The following is a 26110-nucleotide window of genomic DNA, read 5'->3' on the forward strand; positions in this document are numbered from 1 at the left end:
CCGCGACAGGAAAAACGGCGGTGACACCCGGGGGTTCGCCGGATGATTTCCTGAATCTCCCCTCCGTCTCCCCTTGTCCAGGAGAACCGGTCCCGCATACGGTGGTCTGACGCGAGGTTCTCCTGTGGAGGATGGGACATGACGGAAATTCTTGTGCAGGCGGGTGCGGAGGGAATCGTTCCTCCGGCTCCGGTGGTCGGCGACAGGGTGGTGGACCACCCGGCGTGGCCTGTGCTCAAGGAGGCCGTGGAGGAGATCAGGACCTGGCAGCGCACGGACGGGTCGATCGACTTCGAGGCCGAGGGCGCGCCCGCGCGGGCCGCCGCCGACCTGGCCCTGGACCGCGTCGTCGCGGCCGTGGAGCAGCTCGCCCCGCTGCTGCCGCACGACGCCGCGTACCACGAGGCGCTCGTCGCCGACCTGCGCCGCTGGGCCGACAGCGGGTTCGGCGTGCCGGACTTCCTGGACTCGCTGCTCGCGTTCCAGCCCGCGGCCCAGCGCCGCGACGGCCTCCAGCACCTCGTGCTCTTCCCGATGTACACGCAGAACGGCAACCCGGACCGCAATCTGGAAGCCGTCGTGCTGCGCATGGTGTGGCCGGAGTGGCTCGCCGAGCTGGAGGCGACCCGCTACGACAACCCGCTGTTCTGCGGCATCACCTTCGAGGACTTCACCTCGGGCTACGACACGAACTCGGCGGTGCTCTTCCCCGAGACGATCGCCGTGCGCGAGGCCCCGGAGCGCTTCTCCTGGGGCGGCATCTTCTGCGACCGCGAGGCGGCCCGTTTCCGCCGCGTCACCGAGGCGGCCGTCGACATCCTCGGCGTCGAGCTGCCCGCCGACATCGCGGAGATGGTCGGCGACCAGGACCGCTGCCAGCAGGCGTTCGTGCTGTGGGACATGGTCCACGACCGCACGCACAGCCACGGCGACCTGCCCTTCGACCCGTTCATGATCAAGCAGCGCCAGCCGTTCTGGATGTACGGCCTGGAGGAGCTGCGCTGCGACCTCACCGCCTTCAAGGAGGCCGTGAAGCTGGAGGCCGAGGGCGTACCGCAGGCCCGCGACGTGCAGTACGCGGTCCTCTTCGACCGGATGTTCCGCTTCCCCGTCACCGGCGACCGCGTCAAGAACTACGACGGCCTGGGCGGCCAGCTCCTCTTCGCCTACCTGCACAAGCACGACGTGGTGCGCTGGACGGACAACAAGCTGCACATCGACTGGGACCGCGCCCCCGAGGTGACGAACCAGCTGTGCGGCGAGATCGAGACGCTGTACCGCGAGGGCATCGACCGCCCGAAGCTGGTGCACTGGTTCGCCGCCTACGACCTGGTGTCGGCCTACCTCGCCCCGCACCCCGGCTCCCGCTGGGCCAAGGGCCCCGACGCCCTCGACACGAGCCTGCCGCCGCGCAAACTGGTGGACGAGGTGCTCCCGGACGAGTTCCCGCTCAGCATGTTCTACGAGGCCCTGTCCAAGAAGCTGAAGCATGTGATCGCCTCAACCAAGGGCATCACCGCGTCGGGCCGCGAGCGGGTCGCCGCGTGAGCGATTCCGTACAGGAGGCGACTGCCATGACCGACACCGAAGCCACCAGGGACTCCCTCGACGGCGCCGTGATCGCGGTCGCCGGAGCGGCCGGGCCCGCGGGGCGGGCCACGCTGAAGCGGCTCGCGGAGGCGGGTGCCACCGTGATCGGCGCCGACGCGGACGCGGAGCGGCTCGCCGAGGCGGTCGACGCGGCGCGCTACGCGCACGGCGGCGCCACCGTCATAGGCGACACCGTGGACCTGCTCGACCTGGCGGCGACGCGCGAGTGGGCCGGCCGCGTCGAGAAGGACTTCGGCCGCGTCGACGGCCTGGTCCACCTCGTCGGCGGCTGGCGCGGCAGCAAGAACTTCGCCGAGACCGACCTCGCCGACTGGGACCTGCTCGAAAAGCTCCTGATCCGCACCGTGCAGCACACCTCGCTCGCCTTCCAGGAGCCGCTCGGCCGCTCCGAGCGCGGCCGCTACCTGCTGATCAGCGCCGCGGGCGCCTCGAAGCCGACCGCGGGCAATGCCGCGTACTCCGCGTCCAAGGCCGCGGCCGAGGCGTGGACGCTCGCCCTCGGGGACGCGTTCCGCAAGGCGGGGGGCGAGTCCGGCCCACGTCAGGCGGCTGCGATCCTGGTGGTCAAAGCACTGGTGCACGACGCGATGCGCGCCGAGCGCCCCCAAGCGAAGTTCGCGGGCTTCACCGACGTCACGGAGCTGGCCGACGCCATCGCCGATGTGTGGGACAAGCCCGCCGCCGAAGTGAACGGGACCCGTCTGTGGCTGACCGAGAAGCCGTGAATCCTCCCAGGACCGACGCCCGCAGGCACCACGACCCCACGGTCCGTGGCTTCGCCAGCGACAACTACGCGGGCGCCCACCCCGAAATCCTGGCCGCCCTGGCCCTGGCCAACGGCGGGCACCAGGTCGCGTACGGCGAGGACGACTACACGGAGAACCTCCAGCGGGTCATCCGCAGCCACTTCGGGGCCGGCGCCGAGGCGTTCCCGGTCTTCAACGGCACCGGCGCCAATGTCGTCGCGCTCCAGGCGGTCACCGACCGCTGGGGCGCGGTGATCTGCGCCGAGTCCGCGCACATCCACGTCGACGAGGGCGGCGCCCCCGAGCGCATGGGCGGCCTCAAGCTGCTCACCGTCCCGACCCCCGACGGCAAGCTCACCCCCGAGCTGATCGACCGGGAGGCGTACGGCTGGGACGACGAGCACCGCGCGATGCCGCAGGTCGTCTCGATCACGCAGTCCACCGAGCTGGGCACGCTCTACACGCCCGACGAGATCCGCGCGATCTGCGATCACGCGCACGAGCGCGGCATGCGCGTGCACCTGGACGGCTCGCGCATAGCGAACGCGGCCGCGTCCCTGGACGTGCCGATGCGTACGTTCACCAACGCCGTCGGGGTCGACATCCTCTCGCTCGGCGGCACCAAGAACGGCGCCCTGTTCGGTGAGGCCGTCGTAGTCCTCCAGCAGGACGCGGTGCGCCACATGAAACACCTGCGCAAGCTCTCCATGCAGCTCGCCTCGAAGATGCGGTTCGTCTCGGTGCAGCTGGAGGCGCTGCTCGCCAAGGACCTGTGGCTGCGCAACGCGCGCCATGCCAACGAGATGGCCCAGCGCCTGGCCGAGGGCGTCCGCGCCGTCGACGGCGTCGAGATCCTCCATCCGGTGCAGGCCAACGGCGTCTTCGCCCGCCTTCCGCACGATGTCGCGGAGCGCCTCATGAAGCGCTACCGCTTCTACTTCTGGGACGAGACGGCCGGCGACGTCCGCTGGATGTGCGCCTTCGACACGAGCGAGGACGACGTGGACGGCTTCGTCGCGGCGCTCAAGGAGGAGATGGCGCGGTAGTCGCCCCACTCACCCTCTGCATAGGTATGCGATCGGCCGCAATTCCATTGACCGCGGCCGGTCGCGTTTCTATGCTTCCGATCCATGCAGCTGATCCAGCGGAACCCTGATCTGTCGGCGTATCTGGCGGCGGACGACGTCATCGACCACCATCATCCGCTCGTCCGGGAGGTGGCCGCCGGCCTCGCGCGCCACGCGGCCGATTCATATGCATACGCTCGCGCCGCCTACGAGTACGTCCGCGACGCGATTCCGCACTCGGCCGACAGCGGCGACCCGCGCGTCACCTGGCGCGCCTCCGACGTCCTGGAGCGGCGCACCGGCATCTGTCACGCCAAGGCCCACGCGCTCACCGCGCTCCTGCGCGCCGAGGACATCCCCACCGCCCTGTGCTATCAGCGGCTCACGCACGACGCGGGCACGGGCTGGTGCGTGCACGGCCTCGTCGCCGTACGGTTCCACGGCGCATGGCACCGGCAGGACGCGCGCGGCAACAAGCCGGGCGTCGACGCCCAGTTCTCGCTCGACGGGGAGCGACTGGCGTGGATACCCGATGCCGAGTCCAATGAGATGGACTATCCGGTACTCTTTGATGCACCGCATCCGGTGGTGCTCGACGTCCTGCGCAGCGCCCCGGACCGCCCGTACCTCTGGGAGAACCTCCCCGACTCGCTCCCGTCGTAAGTTCCACGTGTAAGGCAGGCCATGCCCCTCAAGATCACCGTCTCCGACGACGTCCGCGCCCTCGGCCCGGACTTCCACCACCTCGCGATCGAGGCCTACGGGCTCGTCAACACGCCCAGTACGCCGGAGACGTCGGCGCTGCTCGACGACGCGGCGAGCCGCCTTGCCGGGCGCCTCGACGGGCGCGCCCCGCAGGAGGACCCGCACATGGTGGCCTGGCGCGCCGCGTACACCGCCTTCGGCGCCAAGCCGAACCGCACGCGCAACTCCGCCGAGGCGCTCGCCAAGCGGGCCCTCGCCGACGGCGGGCTGCCGCGCATCAACACGCTCGTGGACGTCTACAACGCGATCAGCGTCGCCCATCTCATCCCGGTCGGCGGCGAGGACCTCGGCCACATCAAGGGCGGCATGCGCCTCATCAGGGCCACCGGCGCGGAGGACTTCGCCACCGTCGCCTCCGGCGAGGAAACCGTCGAGCACCCGGACGCGGGCGAGGTCGTCTGGTGCGACGACGAGGGCGTCACCTGCCGCCGCTGGAACTGGCGCCAGGGCACCCGCACCCGCCTCACCGACACCTCCGTGGACGCCCTGTTCCTCCTGGAGGGCATGGGCGCGCACGCGGGCCTGGAGGAGGCGGGGGCCGAGCTGGCCGAGCTGCTCCAGAAGTTCAGCCCCGGCGCCCGCCTCGTCGTCCACCCGGCGCTCTGAGCGGCAGCGTCAGCGCGCCTCGGCGGCCTTGACCTCTTCCGGGGTCGGGGCCGTCCCGCCGAGGTGCGCCGGCATCCACCACGTGTCGTCCGGCCCCTTGGGGCGTACCGGGTAGGCCCGCTGCGCCGCCTCCAGAAGCTCCTGCATGCGCTCGCGCAGCTTGCGCGTCAGCGCGCCCGCGTACTGGTCGCGGGAGGCTTCGAGCGCCTCGCCCACGCGGACCGTGATCGGGATGTGCTGCCGCTTGAAGTTGCGCGGACGGCCCTTCGTCCACAGGCGCTGCGTGCCCCAGAGCGCCACGGGAACCAGGGGCACCCCGGCCTCCTGCGCGAGCCGCACCGCGCCCGTCTTGAAGCTCTTCAGGGTGAACGACTCCGAGATCGTCGCCTCCGGGAAGACCCCGATGATCTCGCCCGAGCGCAGCGCCTTCAGGGCGTGCTGGTAGGCGTGCTCGCCCTGCGCCCGGTCGACGGGGATGTGCTTCATGCCGCGCATCAGCGGGCCGGAGACCTTGTGCCGGAACACCGATTCCTTCGCCATGAAGCGGACGAGCCGCTTCTGGGGCAGCGCGGCCAGGCCGTCGAAGACGAAGTCCAGGTAGCTGATGTGATTGCTGACCAGGACGGCTCCGCCCGAGCGCGGAATGTTCTCCGAGCCCTTGCAGTCGATCTTCAGGTCGAGCGCCTTGAAAAACGTCTTGGCGACGCCGATGACCGGACGGTAGACGAGCTCTGCCATGGAGGGGGTGGACCCTTCTTATTGCCGTGGGGAGTTTCTTCCGAAGGCTTTTCGGTCGAGGCGGCTCCCGCGCGGTAAGTTACGCAGCCGTAGGTTTTCCGGCTTGCGCAGATCGTGCCCCAAGAACGGCCGGGAGAACAGTCCTGGTTCCGGCCGCGCGCGAGATCCTCGTCACGTGCCCGGGAATGCGGCCGGACGTTTCGGTGCTGCAAGGGGAGCGGCGGATGGAGGAGGCGCACGATGACCGCGGGTGAAGTGACGTTCGATGCGGAGCAGTTGGGTGCGGAGCTGGGGGAGCGGGCCACGCTCGTCCAGTTCTCCAGCGCTTTCTGCGCCCCGTGCCGCGCCACCCGGCGGGTCCTCGCGGACGTCGCCTCGATGGTCCCCGGTGTCTCGCACATCGAGATCGACGCCGAGGACCGGCTCGACCTCGTACGCCGCAGCGGCGTCGTCAAGACGCCGACCGTGCTCGTCCTGGCGGCCGACGGCCGTGAGGTGCGCCGCGCGGCCGGACAGCCGCGCAAGGCGGATGTGATCGCCGCGCTCGGCCTCGCGGTCAGTGATCATGCTCCCAGTTGACGGGGCGCACTTGACTGCACGCGCCACGTATCGTCAGTCTGACCGTATGCCTGAGGAACTCCTTCTGTACGGGCGGGTCCATGTCGACCTGGCCCGCTGTTCGAGCGCGCGCTGTCTTGCTTCCTGACGAAGCCACGGACCCCGCCCGAACCCCTCGGCAGAAGGACAACTCCATGACGGCCACGCCCGACCTGCGCACCGCCCGGCCCGCCACCCCCGACCTGCTCCGCTCGGTCTTCCGGCAGCACGCCGCCGGGGTCGCGGTGATCACGGCCCCCGGCGCTGCGCCCGTGGGCTTCACCGCCACCTCCCTGACCTCCGTCTCCGCCGAACCCCCGGTGATCTCCTTCGGCATCGGCCTCGGCGCCTCCAGCTGGCCGACCGTCGCCGAGGCCGGCCACGTCGGCGTGCACATACTCGGCGAGCACCAGGCCGACCTCGCCGCCACCTTCGCCAGGAGCGGCGCCGACCGTTTCGCCGCGCCCACCCGCTGGTACGAGGGCCCGGAGGGCGTCCCCGTCCTCGACGGCGTCCTCGCCTGGCTCGTCTGCAAGGTCATCGCGCGCGTGCCCGCGGGCGATCACCGGATCGTGCTCGCGGAGGCCATCTGCGGCGACCCCGCGGGGGCCGGCCGCCCGCTCCTGTACCACCAGGGCCGCTTCAACGGGCTGCGCGACTGAGGTCACAGTTCAAAGCGCTTGCTTAGTGGGCATCGACTCGATGTACTGACGAGTAATATTTCGTTCGGAGCGCGGGCCGCCCCGACCGGAGTTGTCCGCAACGGGCGCCTATGCTGCCTGGTAGAAGGCGCTGTCAGCCGCAGCGGCAGAGACGCCCCGTACAAGACGATTGCAGTAGGAGAGCCGGCGTGAGCTTGAGGATCGTTGTCACCGTGAAGTACGTGCCCGACGCCACCGGCGACCGGCACTTCGCCGATGACCTGACCGTCGACCGTGACGACGTGGACGGGCTGCTCTCGGAGCTGGACGAGTACGCGGTGGAGCAGGCGCTGCAGATCTCGGAGAACTCCGACGACGACGTGGAGATCACCGTTTTGACCGTGGGTCCGGAGGACGCCAAGGACGCGCTGCGCAAGGCGCTGTCGATGGGCGCGGACAAGGCGATCCACGTCGAGGACGACGACCTGCACGGCACGGACGCGCTTGGCACGTCGCTGGTGCTGGCCAAGGCGATCGAGAAGGCCGGCTACGACCTGGTGGTCTCCGGCATGGCCTCGACCGACGGCACGATGGGCATCGTGCCCGCGCTGGTGGCCGAGCGGCTGGGTGTGCCGCAGGTGACGCTGCTGTCGGAGGTCGCGGTCGAGGGTGGTGTCGTCAAGGGGCGCCGTGACGGTGACACCGCTTCCGAGCAGCTGGAGGCCTCGCTGCCGGCGGTGGTGTCGGTGACCGACCAGTCCGGTGAGGCGCGTTACCCCTCGTTCAAGGGGATCATGGCGGCGAAGAAGAAGCCGGTGGAGTCCTGGGACCTGTCCGACCTGGACATCGAGGCCGAGGAGGTCGGTCTCGAGGGTGCCTGGACGAAGGTCGAGTCGGCGGCCGAGCGTCCGGCGCGGACCGCGGGCACGATCGTGAAGGACGAGGGTGAGGGCGGCAAGCAGCTCGCCGAGTTCCTCGCGGGCCAGAAGTTCATCTAGCCCGAACAACGGCCGCGCAGGCCGTTCCGGCAGGTTCACCCCACCTTCTTTGTGATTGCAGGAGATTGAAGTCCCATGGCTGAAGTTCTGGTCTACGTCGACCACGTGGACGGTGCCGTCCGCAAGCCCACCCTGGAGCTGCTGACGCTGGCCCGCCGGATCGGTGAGCCGGTCGCGGTGGCGCTGGGCAGCGGCGCCGGTGACACCGCCGCCGCCCTGGCCGAGCACGGGGCGACCCGGGTGCTCACCCACGAGGCCGCCGAGTACGCCGACTACCTGGTGGTGCCGAAGGTGGAGGCGCTGCAGGCCGCCGTCGCCGCGGTCTCCCCGGCCGCGGTGCTGGTGCCGTCCTCGGCGGAGGGCAAGGAGATCGCCGCGCGTCTGGCGCTGCGGATCAAGTCGGGCATCATCACCGACGCCGTCGACCTGGAGGCCGGCGCGGAGGGCCCGGTGGCGACCCAGTCGGTGTTCGCCGCGTCCTACACCACCAAGTCCCGGATCTCGGCCGGCACCCCGGTGATCACCGTGAAGCCGAACAGCGCGGCCGTCGAGGCGGCCCCGGCGGCCGGTGCGGTCGAGGCGCTCGAGGTGTCCTTCTCGCAGGCCGCGACCGGTACGAAGGTCACCGGCCGGACCCCGCGCGAGTCGACCGGGCGTCCGGACCTGACCGAGGCCGCGATCGTGGTCTCCGGCGGCCGGGGCGTGAACGGCGCGGAGAACTTCGCGCTGATCGAGGCGCTCGCCGACTCTCTCGGCGCGGCCGTGGGCGCCTCCCGCGCCGCGGTGGACGCGGGCTGGTACCCGCACTCCAACCAGGTCGGCCAGACCGGCAAGAGTGTCTCGCCGCAGCTGTACATCGCCAACGGCATCTCCGGCGCGATCCAGCACCGGGCCGGTATGCAGACCTCGAAGACGATCGTCGCGGTGAACAAGGACGCCGAGGCCCCGATCTTCGACCTGGTCGACTACGGCGTCGTCGGCGACCTCTTCGACGTCGTCCCGCAGCTCACCGACGAGGTCAAGACCCGCAAGGGCTGACCTGTTCCGCTGCCTCGACGGGGCCGTGTGGCGTTCATCGCCGCGCGGCCCCGTCCGCGTACCGGGACCATGTCGGGGGGCCATTGACGCCGATCACCCCGGCCGTTAACTTCGCTATACGGATTGTTGATTCCGTGAAGCGGAAACAGTGAGCGTATGGAGGGTGCAGGGATGGGTCAGCAGGAGAAGGTGTCGACGAGCCTCGCGGGCGCGGTCAGCGAGGGCATCAGCGCCTCACTCGCCCCGGTCGACGCGGAGCTGGGCCGCCGCTATCCCGGAGACCCGGGCACCCGCCAGCCGGTCCACACCGTGTACGTCCCCGGTGACGCCTTCGACGCGGGCACCATCCGCTCCTGGGGCGACCAGGCCCTCGCGCAGCTCGACGAGCACGCCCCCGACGCGGCCTCGTTCGCCGAGGTGCTCGGCCTGAGCGACGACCTCGCCCAGCCCGTCTACAGCCGCGTACGGGCCAAGCTGGAGCGCGAGCCCGTCGAGGACCTGCGGGTCGACTTCGAGGACGGCTACCGGCCCGCCTCCGACGCCGACGAGGACGAGACGGCCGCGCGGGCCGCGCGCGTCATCTCCGAGGCGTACGAGAAGGGGACCGCGGCCCCGTACATGGGCATCCGCATGAAGTGCATGGAGGCGGCGGTCCGCGACCGCGGCATCCGCACCCTGGACATCTTCCTCACCGGCCTCATGGAGCACGGCGGCCTGCCGGACGGGCTCGTGCTCACCCTGCCCAAGGTGACCTACCCCGAGCAGGTCACGGCGATGGTCCGGCTCCTCGAAGCGTTCGAGAAGGCGCACGGTCTCGACGCCGGGCGGCTCGGGTTCGAGATCCAGATCGAGACCAGCCAGTCCATCCTCGCCGCCGACGGCACCGCCGCCGTCGCCCGCATGATCGACGCCGCCGAGGGGCGCGCCACCGGGCTGCACTACGGCACCTTCGACTACAGCGCCTGCCTCGGCGTCTCCGCCGCGTACCAGGCCAGCGACCACCCGGCCGCCGACCACGCGAAGGCCGTCATGCAGGTCGCCGCCGCCGGTACGGGCGTCCGCGTCTCCGACGGCTCCACCAACGTGCTGCCCGTCGGCACCACCGCCAAGGTCCACGACGCCTGGCGGCTGCACTACGGCCTCACCCGCCGCGCCCTCGCCCGCGCCTACTACCAGGGCTGGGACATGCACCCGGGCCACATCCCGACGCGCTACGCCGCCGTCTTCGCCTTCTACCGCGAGGGCTTCGAGCAGGCGGCCGCCCGCCTCGCCGCCTACGCGCGGCAGGCCTCCGGCGACATCGCCGACGAGCCCGCCACCGCCAAGGCCCTCGCCGGATACCTCCTGCGCGGCCTGGACTGCGGCGCCCTGGACGTCGCCGAGGTGGCACGGCTCAGCGGGCTGACGCGGGCCGACCTGGAGGGCTACGCGGGGCCGCGCCGCGGCGACCTGACGGTCAAGGCCTGACATCGCCCAGAGGAAGGGGAGGGCCCGGCGCAGGCGCCGGGCCCCTCGTCACGCCGGGGGCAGTTCGCCCGAGCCCCGCTTGATCAACCGTGTCGGGAGTTCGATGCGCTCCGGCAGCAGCGTCGCCCCGTCGAGCTGACGGAACAGCCGCTCGGCGGCGGTGCGGCCGAGCTGCGCCGCGTCCTGGGCGACGACGGTCACCCCGGGCCGGAGGAGGTCGCCCAGCTCGATGTCGTCGAAGCCGACCAGGGCGACGCTGCGGCCGGCCTCGGCGAGGACCCGGACGACGGTCACCGTCACACGGTTGTTGCCCGCGAAGATCGCCGTGACCGGCTCCTCGCTCTTCAGCATGGACTCCGCGGCGCGCCGCACCCGCTCGGGGTCGGTGACGCCGAGCGACATCCACCGCTCGTCGACGGTTATCCCGGCGTCCTCCATGGCCGTCCGGTAGCCGCGCAGCCGCTCCGCGGCGGTGTGGATACGGGGCTGGTCGCCGATGAAGCCGATCCGCCGGTGCCCGCCCGCGATCAGGTGGGCGACCCCGTCGCGCGCGCCGCCGAAGCTGTCGGAGAGCACCACGTCCGCGTCGATCCGCCCGGCGGGCCGGTCCACGAACACGGTCGCGACCCCGGCCGCGATCTCCGGCTCCAGGTAGCGGTGGTCGTCCCCGGCGGGGATGATGACGAGCCCGTCGACCCGCCGCGCGCACAGCGCGAGCACCAGTTCCTGCTCGCGCTCGGGGTCCTCCGCGCTGGAGCCGTTGATGAGCAGCGCCCCGTGCGCCCGCGCGACCTCCTCGACGGCGCGGCTGAGCGGTCCGTAGAACGGGTCCGCCAGATCCTCCAGGACGAGCCCGATGCTGGCCGTACGTCCCTTGCGCAGGACCCGCGCGCTGTCGTTGCGCCGGAAGCCGAGCGCGGCGATGGCCTCCTGTACGCGGCGCTCCGTGTCGGGGGTGACGCCCGGCTCGCCGTTGACGACCCGGGAAACCGTCTTGAGGCCCACCCCGGCGCGCGCGGCGACGTCCTTCATGGTCGGGCGATTGCCGTAGCGGTTCTCGGTGCGGCGGGCGGTGCGGTCCACTATGCGCTGTCCTGTCCTGTCGTCGCTGCCGGGAAAGCCGGCCACCCGGACGGGTGACGGGCCCGATGCGTCAGGGCTCATCATCCTGCACGGGCGTGTGCCGTCGAGCATAGGGCCTGGACAACGTTGTCAGGCTCGGGAGAGACTGTGCACCGCTCTACTTGGCTTCCTAAACTTTCCTTCTCCGACCTGCCATTTTTTCCAGGGGATCTGACACTGATGCACATGGACCTCGTCGCCGCGCTCGACATCGGCGGCACCAAGATCGCCGGCGCCCTCGTGGACGACCAGGGCCGCATCCTGGCGCGCGCGCAGCGTCCGACCCCCGCGCAGGAGGACGGGGAGACGGTGATGGGCGCGGTCGACTCGGTCCTCGCCGAGCTGACCGTCTCCGAGCTGTGGCCCCGGGTCCGGGCGGTCGGCATCGGCAGCGCGGGCCCCGTGGACCGCTCGAACGGCACGGTCAGCCCCGTCAACGTGCCGGGGTGGCGCGCGTTCCCCCTCGTCTCCCGCGTACGGGCGCTCGCGGGCGGCCTCCCGGTCGAGCTGGTCGGTGACGGTGTGGCGATGACGGCCGCCGAGCACTGGCAGGGCGCGGCGCGCGGCCACGACAACGCGCTGTGCATGGTGGTCTCCACGGGCGTCGGCGGCGGCCTGATCCTCAACGGCCAGCTCCGGCCGGGCCCCACCGGCAACGCGGGGCACATCGGTCACATCAGCGTCGACCTCGACGGCGACCCGTGCCCCTGCGGCGCGCGCGGCTGCGTCGAGCGCATCGCCAGCGGCCCCAACATCGCCCGCCGCGCCCTCGGCGACGGCTGGCAGCCGGGCGAGGACGGCGACACGTCCGCCGCCGCCGTGGCCCGCGCCGCCCACGCCGGGGACCGCGCGGCCGTCGCCTCCTTCGAGCGCGCGGCCCAGGCCCTGGCGGCGGGCATCGCGGCGACCGCGACGCTCGTCGAGATCGACATCGCGGTGATCGGCGGGGGAGTGGCGAAGGCGGGCGACGTCCTCTTCACCCCGCTGCGCCGCGCTCTGCGCGACTACGCGACGCTCTCCTTCGTGCAGCGGCTCACGGTGGCCCCGGCGTCGACGGGCACGGACGCGGGCCTGGTGGGCGCCGCGGCGGCCGCGCTGCAGTCCGACGCGGTCCTCGGCGGGGCGCAGCGCCAGGCGGTGTGACGATCACGGCGACGGGCCCTGCTGGTGATTGCTCCGCGGCCCGGTGTCGCCGCCGCTCCGGAGCCGATCTGGAGTAGGCGGAACCCACTCCGCGGCCGGGCTGGGGAGAGCCGGTTCAGGTTCCTGGGGGAGCCAGCCGGTTCAGGTTCCTGGGGCAGGTGGCGAACTCCGCCTACCTGCGGGCCGGTTGATCTGTGAGCTGGTTGATCTGCGGGCTGGCTGATCTGTGGGCCGCCCAATCTCTAGAGTTTCCCCGCGTACACGGGTGGGCCCCCTCTTCGTTCGAGGGGGCCCACCCGTGTGCGCGGCTACTTGTCGTCACGCAGGGAGTCGCGTGCGCCGTCGGCCCGGTCGCGCATGTCGTCGGCGGTCTCGCGGGCCTTGGCCTTGGCCTGGTCGACCTTGCCCTCCGACTTCTTGCGCTCGTTGCCCGTGGCCTGGCCGAGCATCTCCTTGGCCTTGCCCTTGGCCTTGTCCATGCCGCTCTCGCCCATCGTTCGCTCCTCAGTAGGTGAGCCAAGACAGCTGCCACGCTAAAAGCGTTTTCCCGCACCCGCACCCGCAGTCGATACTCACGGTGACGGCCGGAGCGCCTCCTCCACCGTCGCCACGGGAGTCAGCACCTCGGTGAGCCCGGAGAGTTCGATGATGCGCAGTGTCAGGCGGTGACGGCAGACCACGGTGACCCGGCCGCCCCGGTGGGCGGCCCTGCGGTGGGCCCGCACCAGGAGGGAGAGCCCGGAGCAGTCGAAGAAGGTGGTGCCGGTGAGGTCTATCGCCACCACCCGGTACGGGCCCGCCGCCACGGTGTCGAGCAGGGGCGCCATCCGCTGGAAGGCCAGAAGGTCTATCTCGCCGTGGAGTTCGACGACCGCGCAGTCGCCGGGTGTGTGCACCACGGGCGGGTGCAGGAACTCCTCGGAGCCCGGCATGCCGGCGGTGCCGTCGTGGTCTCCGCAGTCGCCGGAGACGTAGTTCTGTCGGTTGCCCTGTCGCATCGGTCCCCCCGGGGCCGAGCACTAGTCCGGCTCCACGGGAGCCGTCCGCGCTGCCACATGTTTCGTGCGAACGAATCGGGAGGTCGCCGGGGACTGGGGCGCCTGGTCGGTCACCGTATCGGCATATTCCGTACGGCGTTGTGGCGTAACGATTCCCGATCGTCCACATCACTTGATGGAGTGAATTGAGAATGAAGTGCTTGACATCTAAAGGTACAAGTGAACGGAAAAGGGGTTCGATGTGGGCGTCCTGAGCGGTGGAACGGACCGCCCGCACATCGACACGGCGCTCGTCCGTGACCTCGTCGACCGGCAGTTCCCGCAGTGGGCCGGGCTGCCCCTGACGCTCGTCGACCCCGCCGGATCGGACCACGTCATCCACCGTCTCGGCGACGAACTGACGGTGCGTCTGCCGCGCCACCGCGGGGCCGTCGGGCAGGCGAGGAAGGAGCAGTACTGGCTGCCCCGGCTCGCGCCGCGGCTCTCCCTGGCCGTGCCCGTCCCGGTGGCGGTGGGCGAACCGGCGCTCGGGTACCCGTGGGACTGGGCCGTGACCCGGTGGCTGGAGGGGGAGGTGGCGACGGTCGAGGGGCTCGGCGCCTCGACCGAGGCGGCGGGTCAACTGGCCGCGTTCTTGCGGGTGTTGTGGGGCTTCGACGCGGGTGAGGACGGGCCCGCCGGGGCGGCCGAGACCTTGGCGGAGCGGGACCGGTCCACGCGGGAGGCGATCGCGGCCGTCGCCGGTGCCTTCGACGCGCCCGCGATGACGGCGTTGTGGGACGCCGCGCTCGCCTGCCCCGGACATCAGGGGCCGCCCGTGTGGTTCCACGGCGACTTCCACACCGGCAACCTGCTCACCGTCGACGGCCGGCTCAGCGCCGTCATCGACTTCGGCGGCCTCGGCCTCGGCGATCCGGCCGTCGACCTCATGGTCGCCTTCACCCTGCTCTCCCCGGCCGCCCGCGCCGTCTTCCGCGCCGCACTCGGCGTCGACGAGGCGACCTGGCTGCGCGGGCGCGGGTGGGCGCTGACGACCGGCCTCTCCGCCCACACGGCGTACGCCGCGAGCGACCCGCGGGTCCGGGCCCAGACGGAGCGGCAGATCCGGGCGGCCCTCGCCGGGTAGGACGTACGTCGCGGCGCCGCGGGGCGTGTGCTTCGTTCGCACCCGTGTGAAAAGCGCGCCGCGACGGCGTCCCCGCACACGCTTCTGGCGCCCGCCCCGCTGCGATTCACTGCGTAGTGGAGACACCGGGAGGCCGGACATGGGCCGGTGGTACGCCGTCGGGCAGCGGCGGACACCCCGGCCTTCCGGTTCTCCGCGCGGGTCTTCGGGGCGCCCGCCGCCGTGACATCCCTGAGACGGTGCGCGGGCGGCCCGTAGAGTGCCCTCACCATGATCGCGACGGGGGACCGTCCCGGGGGAGGGAAGCAGCATGGGGTACGAGGCGCGGACCCGCGTCTCCGCGTACGCGGTGGCGCTCAAGCAGGGCCGGATCCTCCTGGCCCGCCTCGCGGACACCTCACCGGTCTTCGCGCCGGGCCTGTGGCATCTGCCCGGCGGCGGCATCGACCACGGCGAACAGCCCGTCCAGGCGCTGGAACGGGAGCTCCGCGAGGAGACGGGCCAGCGACTCACCGACGCCCGCCTCCTCGACAGCCGGGCCTACACGGTCCGGCGGGGCGCCGTCGACTGGCACTTGATCGCCCTGTTCTACGCGGTCGACCTCGACGGAGACACCGCCCCCGAGGTCGTGGAGGTCGACGGAACCACGGAAGCGGCAAGGTGGCTCCCGCTCACGAACCTCGACGCGACGAGCTTGTCGCCTGCGGCGGCGGATGCGGTGCGGTTGGTGGGGGCGGGGGGCTGGGCGCCCCGGTGAGGGGGCCTGCGCGGCCGAGTGACGGGACCTGTGCGGCCGGGTGACGGGACCTGTCCGGCCGGGTGACGGTGGCCTCAGCGGGCCCGGCGACGGGTTGGCGCGGGTGGCCGCGTGGTGGCAGCGGGCAGCGGGCAGCGGGCAGCGGGCAGCGGGCAGCGGGGCCGGTGGTGTGGCGGGCTGGGCGGCGCCGGTTGGTGGGCGCCGTTGTGTCGGGGTTCGGGCCGCGCGCTCGCCCTGCCCGGTGCCCTGGGGCTGCGATGGCCCGGCGTCGTGATGTGCGGTCCGCTGCGTGGGGCGGTACGGAGGGTGCTGTTGCGGCGCCCCGCCTAACGCCCCCTCCGCCCCGCTGACGTCGTCGCCCGCTCAACCCCCGGAGGGTCACGCCGCCTTGACGATGTCGCCGCCGGCCGCCGCCGCCCACTCCACGACCAGGACCTCGTACTCCCGGCGCTGCGACTCGCTGAGGCTGCCGCCGGAGTGGGTCATGAGGAGGCGGATGCGGTCGTTCAGCTCGTCGGCGGACCGCGCGGGTGCGCGGTTCTCGGTGAAGGTCATGTGGAGAGCCTAGTGGGCGGCACTGACAACGCGCCTCCGAGTAATGAACGGCCGCGGTCCGACGGGTGACCGGCGGGCTCCGCGCGCCGCGCGTACCGGCTCTGATCTGCGGCTGGTTTCCATGGCAGGGTGTTGCGGGCAAGCCTCAGGGGGCCGATGGATGAGGGGGAACCGTGATCGTCTGGGTCAACGGCACGTCCCGCGCGGGCAAGACCACCGCCGCACGGGAGCTGAGCGACCTGATCCCGAACTGCACGCTCTTCGACCCCGCGGTGATCGACGGCGAGTTGGAGCGGCTGCTGCCGGCCAAGCGGCTCGCCGAGGTGAACGAGCATCAGGATCTCCCGATCTGGCGGCGGCTCGTGGTGGACACCGCGGCTGCCCTCCTCGCCGAGCTGGGCGGCGTCCTCGTGGTGCCGATGGGGCTGATGCGCCAGGAGTACCGGGACGAGATCTTCGGCGGTCTCGCCGCCCGCCGCATCCCCGTGTGCCATGTGCTCCTTGCTCCAGGGGAAACGATCCTGCGCCGACGTGACCCCGGCGGCGAACTCCCCGCCGACATCGGGCCCTACCGCGCCGCCCTCGCGAGCTGGCTCGCGGCCGACGCCTACCTCGTCGACAACGGGGCGCTCACCCCCTACGACACCGCCGTGCGGATAGCCGCCGCGGTGCAGGCCGGCGAGGCCGCCCCCTGCGAGATCGTGCAGACCCCGGAGCCGACCGCCGAGACGGTCGCGGCGGGGGTGCTGCTCTTCGACGAGGAGGGGCGCGTGCTCCTCGTCGACCCCACCTACAAGCCCGGCTGGGAGTTCCCCGGCGGCGTCGTGGAGCGCGGCGAGGCGCCCGCCCGCGCCGGGATCCGGGAGGTCGCCGAGGAGATCGGCATACACCTCGTCGACGTGCCCCGGCTCCTCGTCGTCGACTGGGAAGCACCGGAGCCGCCCCGCTACGGCGGTCTGCGGCTCCTCTTCGACGGCGGCCACCTCACGAGCGAGGCCGCCCGCCACGTCCTGCTGCCCGGCCCGGAACTGCGGGACTGGCGCTTCGTCGGCGAGCACGAGGCGGCCGGGATGCTGCCCCCGGTCCGCTACGAGCGGCTGCGCTGGGCCCTGCGCGCCCGCGAACGCGGCGCCGCGCACTATCTGGAGGCCGGAGTCCCCGTCGGCTGAGACCGACCGAGGTCTACGCGCCTTCGTACGCCGACGCGGCCTTGCGGAGAGCCGCGCCCGCGCCGCCCACCACCGGGTCCCCGTGGCCGAAGCAGACCACGTCGGTGTCGAGCGCGGCGAGCCGGTGGAAGGAGGCGACGGCCCGGGTGCGGTCGAGGTTGAACACGCCGAGGACCACCTGGCCGTCCACTGGTGACGCGGCCACGGCGTCACCGGTGAACAGGGCCCCGTGCGCGGGCAGATGCAGCGCGATCGAGCCGTCCGTGTGTCCCGGCACGCCCACGACCCGCGCCCCGCCCCCGAAGTCGAGAACGTCGCCTTCAGCCAACTCCCGTACGGCGAACGGCAGTTCCGGGTGGTCGGGGCGGGGCGGCAGGGCCGCCAGTGCCCGCGCGTGGAGCGGCCGCTCCCAGTCCTCGAACACCGGCTGCGGCTCCGGGGCCTCGCCGCGCACGTACGGTGCGTCGAGCCGGTGCGCGTACACCTCGGCGCCGCTCAGCCGGGCGAACTCCCCGGCGCCGCCCGCGTGGTCCTCGTGGAAGTGGGTGAGCACGATCCGCCGTACGTCCTCGGGGGCCTGGCCCCCATCACGTACGACGTCGGCGATCGGCCGCCCGGCACCGGCCGCGCCCGCGTCGATCAGGGTCAGTTCGGCGCCGGGTCCGGTGCCGTCGCGCCAGAGGTAGGCCTGCCCGACCGGGAAGCGCAGGAGGCGCAGGTGCGGGGTGAGGTCGACCGTGTCCGTCAGCGGATACGGAGGCCGAGACGGGGCCGTCGGGTCGGGCGGATGGGTGGGACGGGTCGGACGGGTGGGACGGGTCGGACGGGTTGGATCGGTCGTCATGGGGCGACCGTACGAACGCGGTCGCCCCGACCCCCCGCTTCTCGGCTCTCGGCGAAGAAACCGCCCGGACTACTTGGCGGCGGCGTACTTCTGGAGGAAACGGGCCTCCGCCACCGAGAGGCGCTCCAGCTCCTCGGGCGAGACGCTCTCGTTCACCGCGTGGATCTGCGCCTCCGGCTCGCTCAGGCCGATGAGGAGGATCTCCGCCTGCGGGTAGAGGGAGGCGAGGGTGTTGCAGAGCGGGATGGAGCCGCCCTGGCCCGCGTACTGCATCTCCTGGCCGTCGTAGGCCTCCGCCATCGCGTCGGCCATCGCGGCGTACGCCGGGCTCGTCGTGTCCGCGCGGAACGGCTGGCCCTGGCCGACCTGCTCGACGCGGACGCGGGCGCCCCACGGGGTGTGCGACTCGATGTGCGCCATCAGGAGCTTCGTCGCCTCGGCGGCGTCCGTGCCCGGCGGCACCCGCAGGCTGATCAGCGCGCGAGCGCCGGCCTGCACCGACGGCGTCGCGCCGACGACCGGCGGGCAGTCGATGCCGAGCACGGTGACGGCGGGCCGCGCCCAGATGCGGTCGGCGACCGTCCCCGAACCGATCAGCTCGACCCCGTCGAGGACCTTGGCGTCCTTGCGGAAGGCGTCCTCGTCGTACTGGAGGCCGTCCCAGGCCGCGTCCGGTTCCAGGCCGTCGACGGTCGTCGAGCCGTCCTCGGCGCGCAGCGAGTCCAGTACGCGGACGAGGGCGCCCAGGGCGTCGGGGGCCGCGCCGCCGAACTGGCCGGAGTGGAGGTTGCCTTCGAGGGTGTCGATCTCGACGCGGACCAGGGTCATGCCGCGCAGCGTGGCCGTCGCGGTGGGCAGGCCGACGCGGAAGTTGCCCGCGTCGCCGATGACGATCGTGTCGGCGCGCAGCAGCTCCGGGTGGAGCTCGGCGTAGCGCTCCAGGCCGCCGGTGCCCTGCTCCTCGGAGCCCTCGGCGATCACCTTGACGCTGACCGGCACCCCGCCGTTCGCCTTCAGGGCGCGGATCGCCAGGAGGTGGAGCAGCACGCCGCCCTTGCAGTCGGCGGCGCCGCGCCCGTACCAGCGCCCGTCCTCGCGCTCGGTCAGCTCGAACGGGGGCGTCACCCATCCCGCCTCGTCCAGCGGCGGCTGCACGTCGTAGTGCGCGTACAGCAGGACGGTCGGCGCGCCCTCGGGTCCTGGCAGGTAGCCGTAGACCGACTGCGTGCCGTCGGGGGTGTCGAGCAGGGCCACGTCCTGGAAGCCCTCGGCGCGCAGCGCGTCCGCGACCCAGTTGGCCGCACCCTCGCTCTCGCTCTTCGGGTACTGAGCGAAGTCCGCCACCGACTTGAAGGCCACCAGCTCGGCCAGTTCGGCCTTGGCCCGCGGGAGCAGGGCGGCGACGGTCTCGGCGATCGGATGCGGCGACATGGGCACGCTCCTCGTAGGTGCGACGTTGTGCAGGGTGTGGCGACGATCCTCGCATGATCCTCCCGCGGTGGGTCACGGGGCGGCCCGCCGTAGGATGCGTGAGAAACGTGCGGCAGGCAGCTGATCGGGAGCAGTAGACCAACGTGAGCAGCGAGAACTCGACGGGCGAGGGCGACATGGACGACGAGCGGGCCATGGAGGTGTGGGACGTCGTCGTGGTGGGCGCCGGCCCCGCGGGGGCGTCCGCCGCGTACGCGGCCGCGGTCGCCGGACGGCGGGTGCTGCTCCTGGAGAAGGCGGAGATCCCCCGGTACAAGACGTGCGGCGGCGGCATCATCGGACCGTCCCGCGACTCGCTGCCGCCCGGCTTCGAGCTGCCGCTGAAGGACCGGGTGAACGCGGTGACGTTCTCCCTGAACGGCAAGTACGCGCGCACCCGGCGCTCGAAGAACATGCTGTTCGGGCTGATCAACCGGCCCGAGTTCGACGCGCAGCTCGTCGAGCACGCCCAGAAGGCGGGCGCCGAACTGCGCACCGGCACCGCTGTCTCGCGCGTCGAGCAGCACGGCAGCGAGGTGCCCGACCGGCGCACGGTCGCCGTCGTCCTCCAGGACGGCGAGACGATCCTGGCCCGTGCCGTGGTCGGCGCGGACGGCAGCGCGAGCCGCATAGGGGCGCACGTCGGCGTCAAGCTCGACCAGGTCGACCTCGGCCTGGAGGCGGAGATCCCGGTTCCGCAGGAGGTCGCCGACGACTGGCGCGGCCGCGTCCTCATCGACTGGGGCCCCATGCCCGGCAGCTACGGCTGGGTCTTCCCCAAGGACGACACCCTGACCGTCGGCGTCATCTCGGCCCGCGGCGAAGGGGCCGCCACCAAGCGGTACTTGGAGGACTTCATCGGGCGGCTCGGCCTCGCCGGGTTCGAACCGGCGGTCTCCTCCGGGCACCTCACGCGCTGCCGCGCCGACGACTCGCCGCTCTCCCGCGGCCGCGTCCTGGTCTGCGGCGACGCGGCAGGGCTGCTCGAACCGTGGACCCGCGAGGGCATCTCGTTCGCGCTGCGCTCGGGCCGGCTCGCGGGGGAGTGGGCGGTGCGCGTCGCCGAGGCGCACGACGCGGTGGACGCCCGCCGCCAGGCGCTGAACTACGCCTTCGCCATCAAGGCCGGGCTCGGCGTCGAGATGGCCGTCGGCAAGCGGATGCTGACCGTCTTCGAGCGCAGGCCGGGGGTGCTGCACGCCGTCCTCACCGGTTTCCGCCCGGCGTGGAACGCGTTCGCACGCATCACCCGGGGCTCGACCACGCTCGGCGAACTGGTCCGCACCCATCCGCTGGCCGGCCGCGCACTGTCGCGCCTCGACCACTGACACCGAACGTCTGACGCTCAGCCGGTGAGCGTGATCCGGAAGACGGGGTGGTCCGGGGCGATGCGGCGCAGCTCCGCGTCGGTGGAGTCCGGGCCCACCCCGTCGAAGAACACCCCGACCTCCGCCTTCCAGCGCTTGAGGTAGGCGCGCAGCACGGCCGGCTTGTCGTCGTCGGCGACCTCGACGGCGGTGAACGCGTCGGCCCTGCGGCCCAGGCGCAGCTCCCCGCCGCCCGCCGCCCGCATGTTGTGGGTCCACTGCACGTGCCCGCGCGGGGCGACGAGGTACTGCTGACCGTCGAAGGTCAGCAGATTGACGGGCGTGGTGCGCCAGGCCCCGCTCTTGCGGCCGCGCACCGCGAGGACCCGGGAGCCCCAGACGCTGAGACCGCGCCGGGTCAGCCAGGCGACGGACCGGTTCAGGACGTTGACGGTGAACCAGCCGGGCTTGCGGACGTGGGCGGGAGCACTCGTACCCGAGGTCGCGTTCGGGGTCACGCTCTGGGCCGTGCTCGGGGTCGGGCTCTGGGCCGTGCTCGGGGTCGGGCTCTGGGTCGTGCTCGGGCTCGCGCTCTGGGTCGTGGTCGTGGTGGGGGTCGCGGACATCGGGGCCTCCTGGCGGCAGCGGCGGGGTTCGGAAACCGAGAGCACTGCTCTCGCTTGAGAGCAGTCTGCACGAGACTGGTGCTCCATAGCAAGAGCACTGCTCTCACTTGTGTGCATCGATCTCTTTCGAGTGCGTTGACCTACTACAAGAGCGCTGACCTATCTCAAGAGCGCTGACCTACTTCGAGTGCTCCGATCCGTTCTGAGTGCGCCGATCCGAAACAAGGGCAGCGCTCTCGCCCTGTGCGACACTGCCCCCATGAGTACGAGCCGCAGCACACCCCCGCGCCCCGCCGGAGGCACCACGCAGGGAGCCCGCGCCCGCGCCCGGCAGGAAGTCACCGCCGCCATCAAGGACGAGGCACGCAGACAGCTCGCCGAGGACGGCGCCGCCAAGCTGTCGCTGCGCGCCGTCGCCCGCGAGCTCGGCATGGTCTCCTCGGCCCTGTACCGCTACTTCCCCAGCCGCGACGACCTGCTGACCGCCCTGATCATCGACGCGTACGACTCCCTCGGTGAGGCGGCGGAGCGGGCGGACGCGGCGTACCGCGAGATCGGGGAGCCCGGTGAGCCGGTGACGCCGACGGGCCGCTGGGTCACCGTCTGCCAGGCCGTACGGGTATGGGCCCTCGGCCACCCGCACGAGTACGCGCTCATCTACGGTTCGCCGGTGCCCGGGTACACCGCCCCCGCGACCACGGTCCCGGCCGCCTCCCGGGTCGGCCTGCTGCTCATCGCCGTCGTCCGGGATGCCTACGAGGACAAGGGCGTGGCTCTGTCGCCGCTGAAGTCCGGGGTGCGGGCCGAGGCGCACCGGATGGCCGCCGATCTGGCGCCGGACCTGCCGCCCGAGGTGGCGGTCGCGCTCGTCGCCGCGTGGGCCCAGTTGTTCGGCCTGGTCGGTTTCGAGGTGTTCGGCCAGTTCCACCGGGTCGTCGAGGATCGTGCCGCGTTCTTCGCCCACGCCGCCGCGAACCTGGCCCACGGCGTCGGTCTGCTGAGGTAGCGGCCGGGCCCGTACTCCCCGGGGAGTACGGGTGATCACCTCGCCCGGCGGACGCCCGCCACGGCCCGCGCGCCTAGCGTGGCGGCATGGAGCAGCAGCGAATGCGCGCCGGGGTCGACCCGCGTGACGGCGACTCCCGTGGCGGCGGCCCGCATGGCGGCGGCCCGCGTGACGGGGAACCGCGTAACGGCGACTCCCGTGGCGGCGACCCCCAAGGCGGCAACCCGCCGTGGCCGGGCGCCTGGTGGGCCCTGCCCCGCGGTGCCCGGTGGCCCTGGCGCTCCACGGCGCTGGTGACGGCGTTCGTACTCCTCGGGTCGCACGTCGCCGCGCGGGGCCAGAGCGACCGGGTCGCCCTCGACGTGTCCGCGCGCCTGCTGCTGATCACCGGCTGTCTGCTGTTGCTGTGGCGGCACCGCCATCCGGTGCCGGTCGCGTTCGCCACGGTGGTGTGCGCGTCGGTCTATCTGGGGGCCGGTTATCCGTACGGGCCGGTCTTCGTGACGGTCGCCCTGGCGTGCTTCGCGGCGATCGTCGCCGGGCGCCGGTGGGCGGCCTGGTCCGCCGTGGGGCTGCTCTGGCTGGGCCATCTCCTGATCGCGCACTGGTTGTACGCGTACCTGCCGCCGTCCGGCGACGGGCCGCGGCCGTGGGGGCAGGAGGGGATCGTCGCGGCGTGGGTGCTCGCTGTCGTGGCGGTCGCCGAACTCGTCCGGGTCCGGCGCCAGCAGAGGGAACAGGCGCGGGCCGAGCGTGAGCGGGCGGCGCGGCGCCGGGCCGACGAGGAGCGGCTGCGCATCGCCCGTGAACTCCACGACGTGCTCGCGCACTCGATCTCCGTGATCAATGTGCAGGCGGGTGTCGGCCTGGCCCTGCTCGACTCCGACCCCGAGCAGGCGCGCACCGCGCTGACCACCATCAAGGACGCGAGCAAGGAGGCGCTCGGGGAGGTGCGGCAGGTCCTCGACACGCTGCGGGCGCCCGGAGCCGCGCCCCGGGCGCCCGCCCCCGGGCTCGACCGGCTGCCCGAACTCGTCGAACAGGCGGCCACGGCCGGGCTCACCGTCGATGTCCAGGCGGACGGCGAGCGGCCACCGCTATCGCCCGGCGCCGACCTCGCCGCGTTCCGCATCGTGCAGGAGGCGCTGACCAACGTCGTACGGCATTCGGAGTCGCGCCGCGCCCAGGTGCAACTGGCTTACCATTACGCCTCGTTGACGCTCACCGTCGACGACGACGGGCCCTCGAGCCACGCCGAGGCGGGCGGCAGCGGCAACGGGCTCGCCGGGATGCGCGAGCGCGCCGCCGCCCTCGGTGGGACGATCGAGGCGGGCCCGCGCCCCGACGGCGGCTTCCGGGTCGTCGCCGAACTGCCGCTCACCACCGGGCCGTCCGCACCTCAAGACCCGCCCCTGCCCTCACCTCCACCCCCGCCCTCACCTCCATCCCTGCCCTCACCTCCACCCCCGCCCTCACCTTCCTCACCTCCATCCCCGCCCTCGCCGCCAGAGGAGGCACCGCGTTGATCCGCGTACTGCTCGCCGACGACCAGTCGCTCGTGCGCGCCGGGTTCCGGGCGCTGCTCGACGCGCAGGGCGACATCGAGGTAGCGGGCGAGGCCGCCGACGGGGAGGAGGCGGTGCGCGCGGTGCGCGAGCTGCGCCCCGACGTCGTCCTCATGGACATCCGGATGCCGCTCCTGGACGGGCTCGCCGCCACCCGCCGGATCGGCGCGGACCCGGACCTGTCGGAGGTGAAGGTCGTCATGCTGACCACCTTCGAGCTCGACGAGTACGTCTTCGAGGCGATCAGGGCCGGTGCCTCGGGGTTCCTCGTCAAGGACACCGAACCGGCGGAGTTGCTGCGCGCCGTGCGGGCCGTCGGCGAGGGGGACGCGCTGCTCTCGCCGGGGGTGACCCGGCGGCTGATCGCCGAGTTCGCGGCCCGCTCGAAGGAGCCGGAGGCGGCGGCGTCGCTGGCCGGGCTCACCGAGCGGGAGCGGGAGGTGATGGCGCTCGTCGGTATCGGCCTGTCCAACGCGGAGATCGCCCGCCGCCTCGTCGTCAGCCCGCTCACCGCCAAGACCCATGTGAGCCGGACGATGGTCAAGCTGGGCGCGCGCGACCGCGCCCAACTGGTCGTCCTCGCCTACGAGTCGGGGCTCGTACGGCCTGGTTGGCTGGGATGAGCCGACGGGTCAGTCGCGCAGGGCGAGCCCTTCCTCCACGGCCGCCGCTTCCTGCGGGAGGGACTTCACGACGACGACCGAGTCCCGTGTGCGGCGGCGTGTGCGCAGGCCCGTCAGGGTGACGAGCAGACCCACGAGCGCGACCGCGGTGATCACGACGAGACCCGGGCGGAAGCTGTCGAGGACCTCCTGCGGCGACGCGCCCTCGGGGGCGCCGGCCGTCACGACCGCCGTCACCACCGCGAGGAAGATGGCGCCGCCGACCTGCACGGACGTGTTGAGCAGACCGGAGACCATGCCCTGCTCGTCGTCGTGGACGCCGTTGGTGGCCTGGATGTTCAGGGACGGGAAGACCAGGGCGCAGGCGGCGCCGATCAGCAGCATCGTCGGCAGGATGACGGCCGCGTAGACCGGGTCGAGGCTGATGCGCAGGAACAGGGCGTAGCCCACGACCATGAGCGTGAAGCCCGCCGCGATCACGCGCGGGGTGCCGAAGCGGTCCACGATCGCGCCGACCTTCGTCGACGACAGGGCGACGAGGGCGCCCGCGGGCAGGAAGGCGAGCGCCATGCTGAGCGCGGACCAGCCGAGCAGCGACTGCAGGTACAGCGTGGCGAGGAACTGGAAGCTGACGTAGGAGCCGAAGAAGGTCATCGCGCCGATCTGGGCGCGGATCTGCGAACCGGAGCGCAGCACGCCGAGCCGGATCAGCGGTCCCGGCGAGCGGCGCTCGATGCGGACGAACACGGTCAGCAGGACCGCGACGGCGAGGAAGGAGAGCAGGGTGCGGGCCGATCCCCAGCCCGCCTCCGGGGCCTGGACCACGGTGAAGACGAGCAGCAGCATGGCGAGGGTGCCGGTGACGGCGCCGGGGACGTCGTAGCCGCGGTGGTTCTCCTCCTTGGCGCTGTGCGGGATCAGCTTGAGGCCGAGGAGCAGCGCGATCACGGCGATCGGCGCGGGAAGCAGCATGGTCAGGCGCCAGCTGGCCTCCGTCAGCAGTCCGGAGAGGACGAGGCCCATGGAGAAGCCGGTGGCGGCGCAGGTGGTGTAGATGGACAGGGCGCGATTGCGCACCGGGCCCTCGGCGAACGTCGTCGTGATGATCGACAGGCCGGCCGGCGCGGTGAACGCGGCGCTGAGACCCTTGATGAAACGGCTCGCGATGAGCAGCGGCCCCGAGTCGACGAGGCCGCCGAGCAGGGACGCCACCGCGAAGACGCCGAGGGCTACGAGGAAGACGCGGCGCCGCCCGAGCAGGTCGGCCGCGCGGCCGCCGAGCAGCAACAGGCCGCCGTAGCCCAGGATGTAGCCGCTGACCACCCATTGCAGGGTGGCGGTCGAGAGATCCAGTTCCGAGCCGATCGAGGGCAGGGCGACGCCGACCATCGACACGTCGAGCGCGTCGAGGAACATCGCCGCGCACAGCACGAGCAACGTGCCCCACAGACGGGGGGACCAGTGCTCCTGGGACGCCTCGGGAGAGGAAGGAGCAGAGGAGAGCGGAGAAGTCATGCGGAGCAAT

At 72.3% G+C, this 26110-nt stretch carries 27 protein-coding genes; 18 read left to right on the forward strand and 9 right to left on the reverse strand.

Annotated elements, in window-relative coordinates; all coding sequences use genetic code 11:
• Positions 1-138 precede the first annotated feature (138 nt).
• The 5 genes from C1N81_RS37865 to C1N81_RS37885 all read left to right on the forward strand — a co-directional run bounded on the left by C1N81_RS37865 (position 139) and on the right by C1N81_RS37885 (position 4795).
• Entirely contained in the window at positions 139-1548 is a 1410-nt protein-coding gene (locus C1N81_RS37865; protein WP_394435910.1) for a DUF6421 family protein, read from the forward strand.
• 26 nt (positions 1549-1574) lie between these two features.
• Complete coding sequence (locus tag C1N81_RS37870) at positions 1575-2336, forward strand: SDR family NAD(P)-dependent oxidoreductase (protein WP_394435911.1); 762 nt, start codon at positions 1575-1577, stop codon at positions 2334-2336.
• On the forward strand, positions 2333-3403 hold the full coding sequence (locus C1N81_RS37875; protein ID WP_394435912.1) for a threonine aldolase family protein: 1071 nt from the start codon (positions 2333-2335) through the stop codon (positions 3401-3403). Before C1N81_RS37870 ends, C1N81_RS37875 begins: the two co-directional genes overlap by 4 nt.
• Before the next feature lie 84 nt (positions 3404-3487).
• On the forward strand, positions 3488-4087 hold the full coding sequence (locus C1N81_RS37880; protein ID WP_394435913.1) for a transglutaminase-like domain-containing protein: 600 nt from the start codon (positions 3488-3490) through the stop codon (positions 4085-4087).
• Between the two features lie 21 nt (positions 4088-4108).
• Positions 4109-4795: a B3/B4 domain-containing protein gene (locus tag C1N81_RS37885; protein ID WP_394435914.1), complete on the forward strand. Its 687-nt coding sequence runs from the start codon at positions 4109-4111 to the stop codon at positions 4793-4795.
• A 9-nt stretch (positions 4796-4804) separates the two neighbouring features.
• Here C1N81_RS37885 and C1N81_RS37890 read toward each other — a convergent pair whose 3' ends face one another.
• On the reverse strand, positions 4805-5533 hold the full coding sequence (locus tag C1N81_RS37890; protein WP_394435915.1) for a lysophospholipid acyltransferase family protein: 729 nt from the start codon (positions 5531-5533) through the stop codon (positions 4805-4807).
• Between the two features lie 240 nt (positions 5534-5773).
• Between C1N81_RS37890 and C1N81_RS37895 the strand changes: the two genes are divergently transcribed.
• The 5 genes from C1N81_RS37895 to C1N81_RS37915 all read left to right on the forward strand — a co-directional run bounded on the left by C1N81_RS37895 (position 5774) and on the right by C1N81_RS37915 (position 10274).
• On the forward strand, positions 5774-6112 hold the full coding sequence (locus C1N81_RS37895; protein ID WP_394435916.1) for a TlpA family protein disulfide reductase: 339 nt from the start codon (positions 5774-5776) through the stop codon (positions 6110-6112).
• Between the two features lie 173 nt (positions 6113-6285).
• A complete protein-coding gene (locus tag C1N81_RS37900; RefSeq protein ID WP_394435917.1) occupies positions 6286-6792 on the forward strand; it encodes a flavin reductase family protein in 507 nt (168 codons plus the stop codon).
• Between the two features lie 188 nt (positions 6793-6980).
• Positions 6981-7769: an electron transfer flavoprotein subunit beta/FixA family protein gene (locus C1N81_RS37905; RefSeq protein ID WP_394435918.1), complete on the forward strand. Its 789-nt coding sequence runs from the start codon at positions 6981-6983 to the stop codon at positions 7767-7769.
• 75 nt (positions 7770-7844) lie between these two features.
• A complete protein-coding gene (locus C1N81_RS37910) occupies positions 7845-8807 on the forward strand; it encodes an electron transfer flavoprotein subunit alpha/FixB family protein (protein ID WP_394435919.1) in 963 nt (320 codons plus the stop codon).
• 171 nt (positions 8808-8978) lie between these two features.
• Positions 8979-10274, forward strand: a complete 1296-nt coding sequence (locus tag C1N81_RS37915) for a DUF6986 family protein (protein WP_394435920.1) — start codon at positions 8979-8981, stop codon at positions 10272-10274.
• Positions 10275-10322: 48 nt separating this feature from the next.
• Here the strand turns inward: C1N81_RS37915 and C1N81_RS37920 are convergent, their stop codons facing one another.
• Entirely contained in the window at positions 10323-11357 is a 1035-nt protein-coding gene (locus C1N81_RS37920; protein WP_394435921.1) for a LacI family DNA-binding transcriptional regulator, read from the reverse strand.
• A gap of 219 nt (positions 11358-11576) precedes the next feature.
• Between C1N81_RS37920 and C1N81_RS37925 the strand changes: the two genes are divergently transcribed.
• A complete protein-coding gene (locus C1N81_RS37925; protein ID WP_394435922.1) occupies positions 11577-12539 on the forward strand; it encodes an ROK family protein in 963 nt (320 codons plus the stop codon).
• 308 nt (positions 12540-12847) lie between these two features.
• Here C1N81_RS37925 and C1N81_RS37930 read toward each other — a convergent pair whose 3' ends face one another.
• Both C1N81_RS37930 and C1N81_RS37935 read right to left on the reverse strand, forming a co-directional pair.
• Entirely contained in the window at positions 12848-13033 is a 186-nt protein-coding gene (locus tag C1N81_RS37930; protein ID WP_394435923.1) for a CsbD family protein, read from the reverse strand.
• 78 nt (positions 13034-13111) lie between these two features.
• A complete protein-coding gene (locus C1N81_RS37935) occupies positions 13112-13537 on the reverse strand; it encodes an STAS domain-containing protein (RefSeq protein WP_394435924.1) in 426 nt (141 codons plus the stop codon).
• A gap of 250 nt (positions 13538-13787) precedes the next feature.
• On the opposite strand from C1N81_RS37935, the gene C1N81_RS37940 reads away from it, so the two are divergent.
• Entirely contained in the window at positions 13788-14663 is an 876-nt protein-coding gene (locus tag C1N81_RS37940) for an aminoglycoside phosphotransferase family protein (RefSeq protein WP_394438491.1), read from the forward strand.
• A 310-nt stretch (positions 14664-14973) separates the two neighbouring features.
• Positions 14974-15420: an NUDIX hydrolase gene (locus C1N81_RS37945; protein WP_394435925.1), complete on the forward strand. Its 447-nt coding sequence runs from the start codon at positions 14974-14976 to the stop codon at positions 15418-15420.
• 378 nt (positions 15421-15798) lie between these two features.
• Here the strand turns inward: C1N81_RS37945 and C1N81_RS37950 are convergent, their stop codons facing one another.
• Entirely contained in the window at positions 15799-15975 is a 177-nt protein-coding gene (locus tag C1N81_RS37950; protein WP_394435926.1) for a hypothetical protein, read from the reverse strand.
• 173 nt (positions 15976-16148) lie between these two features.
• Between C1N81_RS37950 and C1N81_RS37955 the strand changes: the two genes are divergently transcribed.
• Positions 16149-17144, forward strand: coding sequence for an NUDIX domain-containing protein (locus tag C1N81_RS37955; RefSeq protein WP_394435927.1), 996 nt, complete (start codon positions 16149-16151; stop codon positions 17142-17144).
• 13 nt (positions 17145-17157) lie between these two features.
• Here C1N81_RS37955 and C1N81_RS37960 read toward each other — a convergent pair whose 3' ends face one another.
• Both C1N81_RS37960 and C1N81_RS37965 read right to left on the reverse strand, forming a co-directional pair.
• The gene (locus C1N81_RS37960; RefSeq protein WP_394435928.1) at positions 17158-17988 is read right to left on the reverse strand and encodes an MBL fold metallo-hydrolase; all 831 of its coding nucleotides are present in this window, start codon (positions 17986-17988) and stop codon (positions 17158-17160) included.
• 69 nt (positions 17989-18057) lie between these two features.
• Positions 18058-19419: a dipeptidase gene (locus C1N81_RS37965; protein ID WP_394435929.1), complete on the reverse strand. Its 1362-nt coding sequence runs from the start codon at positions 19417-19419 to the stop codon at positions 18058-18060.
• A 143-nt stretch (positions 19420-19562) separates the two neighbouring features.
• Here C1N81_RS37965 and C1N81_RS37970 point away from each other — a divergent pair, with 143 nt between their 5' ends.
• Positions 19563-20786, forward strand: a complete 1224-nt coding sequence (locus C1N81_RS37970; RefSeq protein ID WP_394435930.1) for a geranylgeranyl reductase family protein — start codon at positions 19563-19565, stop codon at positions 20784-20786.
• Between the two features lie 17 nt (positions 20787-20803).
• On the opposite strand, the gene C1N81_RS37975 is transcribed toward C1N81_RS37970, so the two are convergent.
• Positions 20804-21283: a nitroreductase family deazaflavin-dependent oxidoreductase gene (locus tag C1N81_RS37975; RefSeq protein WP_394438494.1), complete on the reverse strand. Its 480-nt coding sequence runs from the start codon at positions 21281-21283 to the stop codon at positions 20804-20806.
• Between the two features lie 367 nt (positions 21284-21650).
• Here C1N81_RS37975 and C1N81_RS37980 point away from each other — a divergent pair, with 367 nt between their 5' ends.
• The 3 genes from C1N81_RS37980 (at position 21651) to C1N81_RS37990 (ending at position 24585) form a co-directional block, all read left to right on the forward strand.
• Entirely contained in the window at positions 21651-22397 is a 747-nt protein-coding gene (locus tag C1N81_RS37980; RefSeq protein ID WP_394435931.1) for a TetR/AcrR family transcriptional regulator, read from the forward strand.
• Positions 22398-22483: 86 nt separating this feature from the next.
• Complete coding sequence (locus C1N81_RS37985; protein WP_394435932.1) at positions 22484-23923, forward strand: sensor histidine kinase; 1440 nt, start codon at positions 22484-22486, stop codon at positions 23921-23923.
• A complete protein-coding gene (locus C1N81_RS37990; protein ID WP_394435933.1) occupies positions 23920-24585 on the forward strand; it encodes a response regulator in 666 nt (221 codons plus the stop codon). Before C1N81_RS37985 ends, C1N81_RS37990 begins: the two co-directional genes overlap by 4 nt.
• Before the next feature lie 9 nt (positions 24586-24594).
• Here the strand turns inward: C1N81_RS37990 and C1N81_RS37995 are convergent, their stop codons facing one another.
• Complete coding sequence (locus tag C1N81_RS37995; protein WP_394435934.1) at positions 24595-26100, reverse strand: MFS transporter; 1506 nt, start codon at positions 26098-26100, stop codon at positions 24595-24597.
• Positions 26101-26110: the final 10 nt, after the last annotated feature.

It is taken from the genome of Streptomyces sp. SGAir0957 (assembly GCF_043523415.1).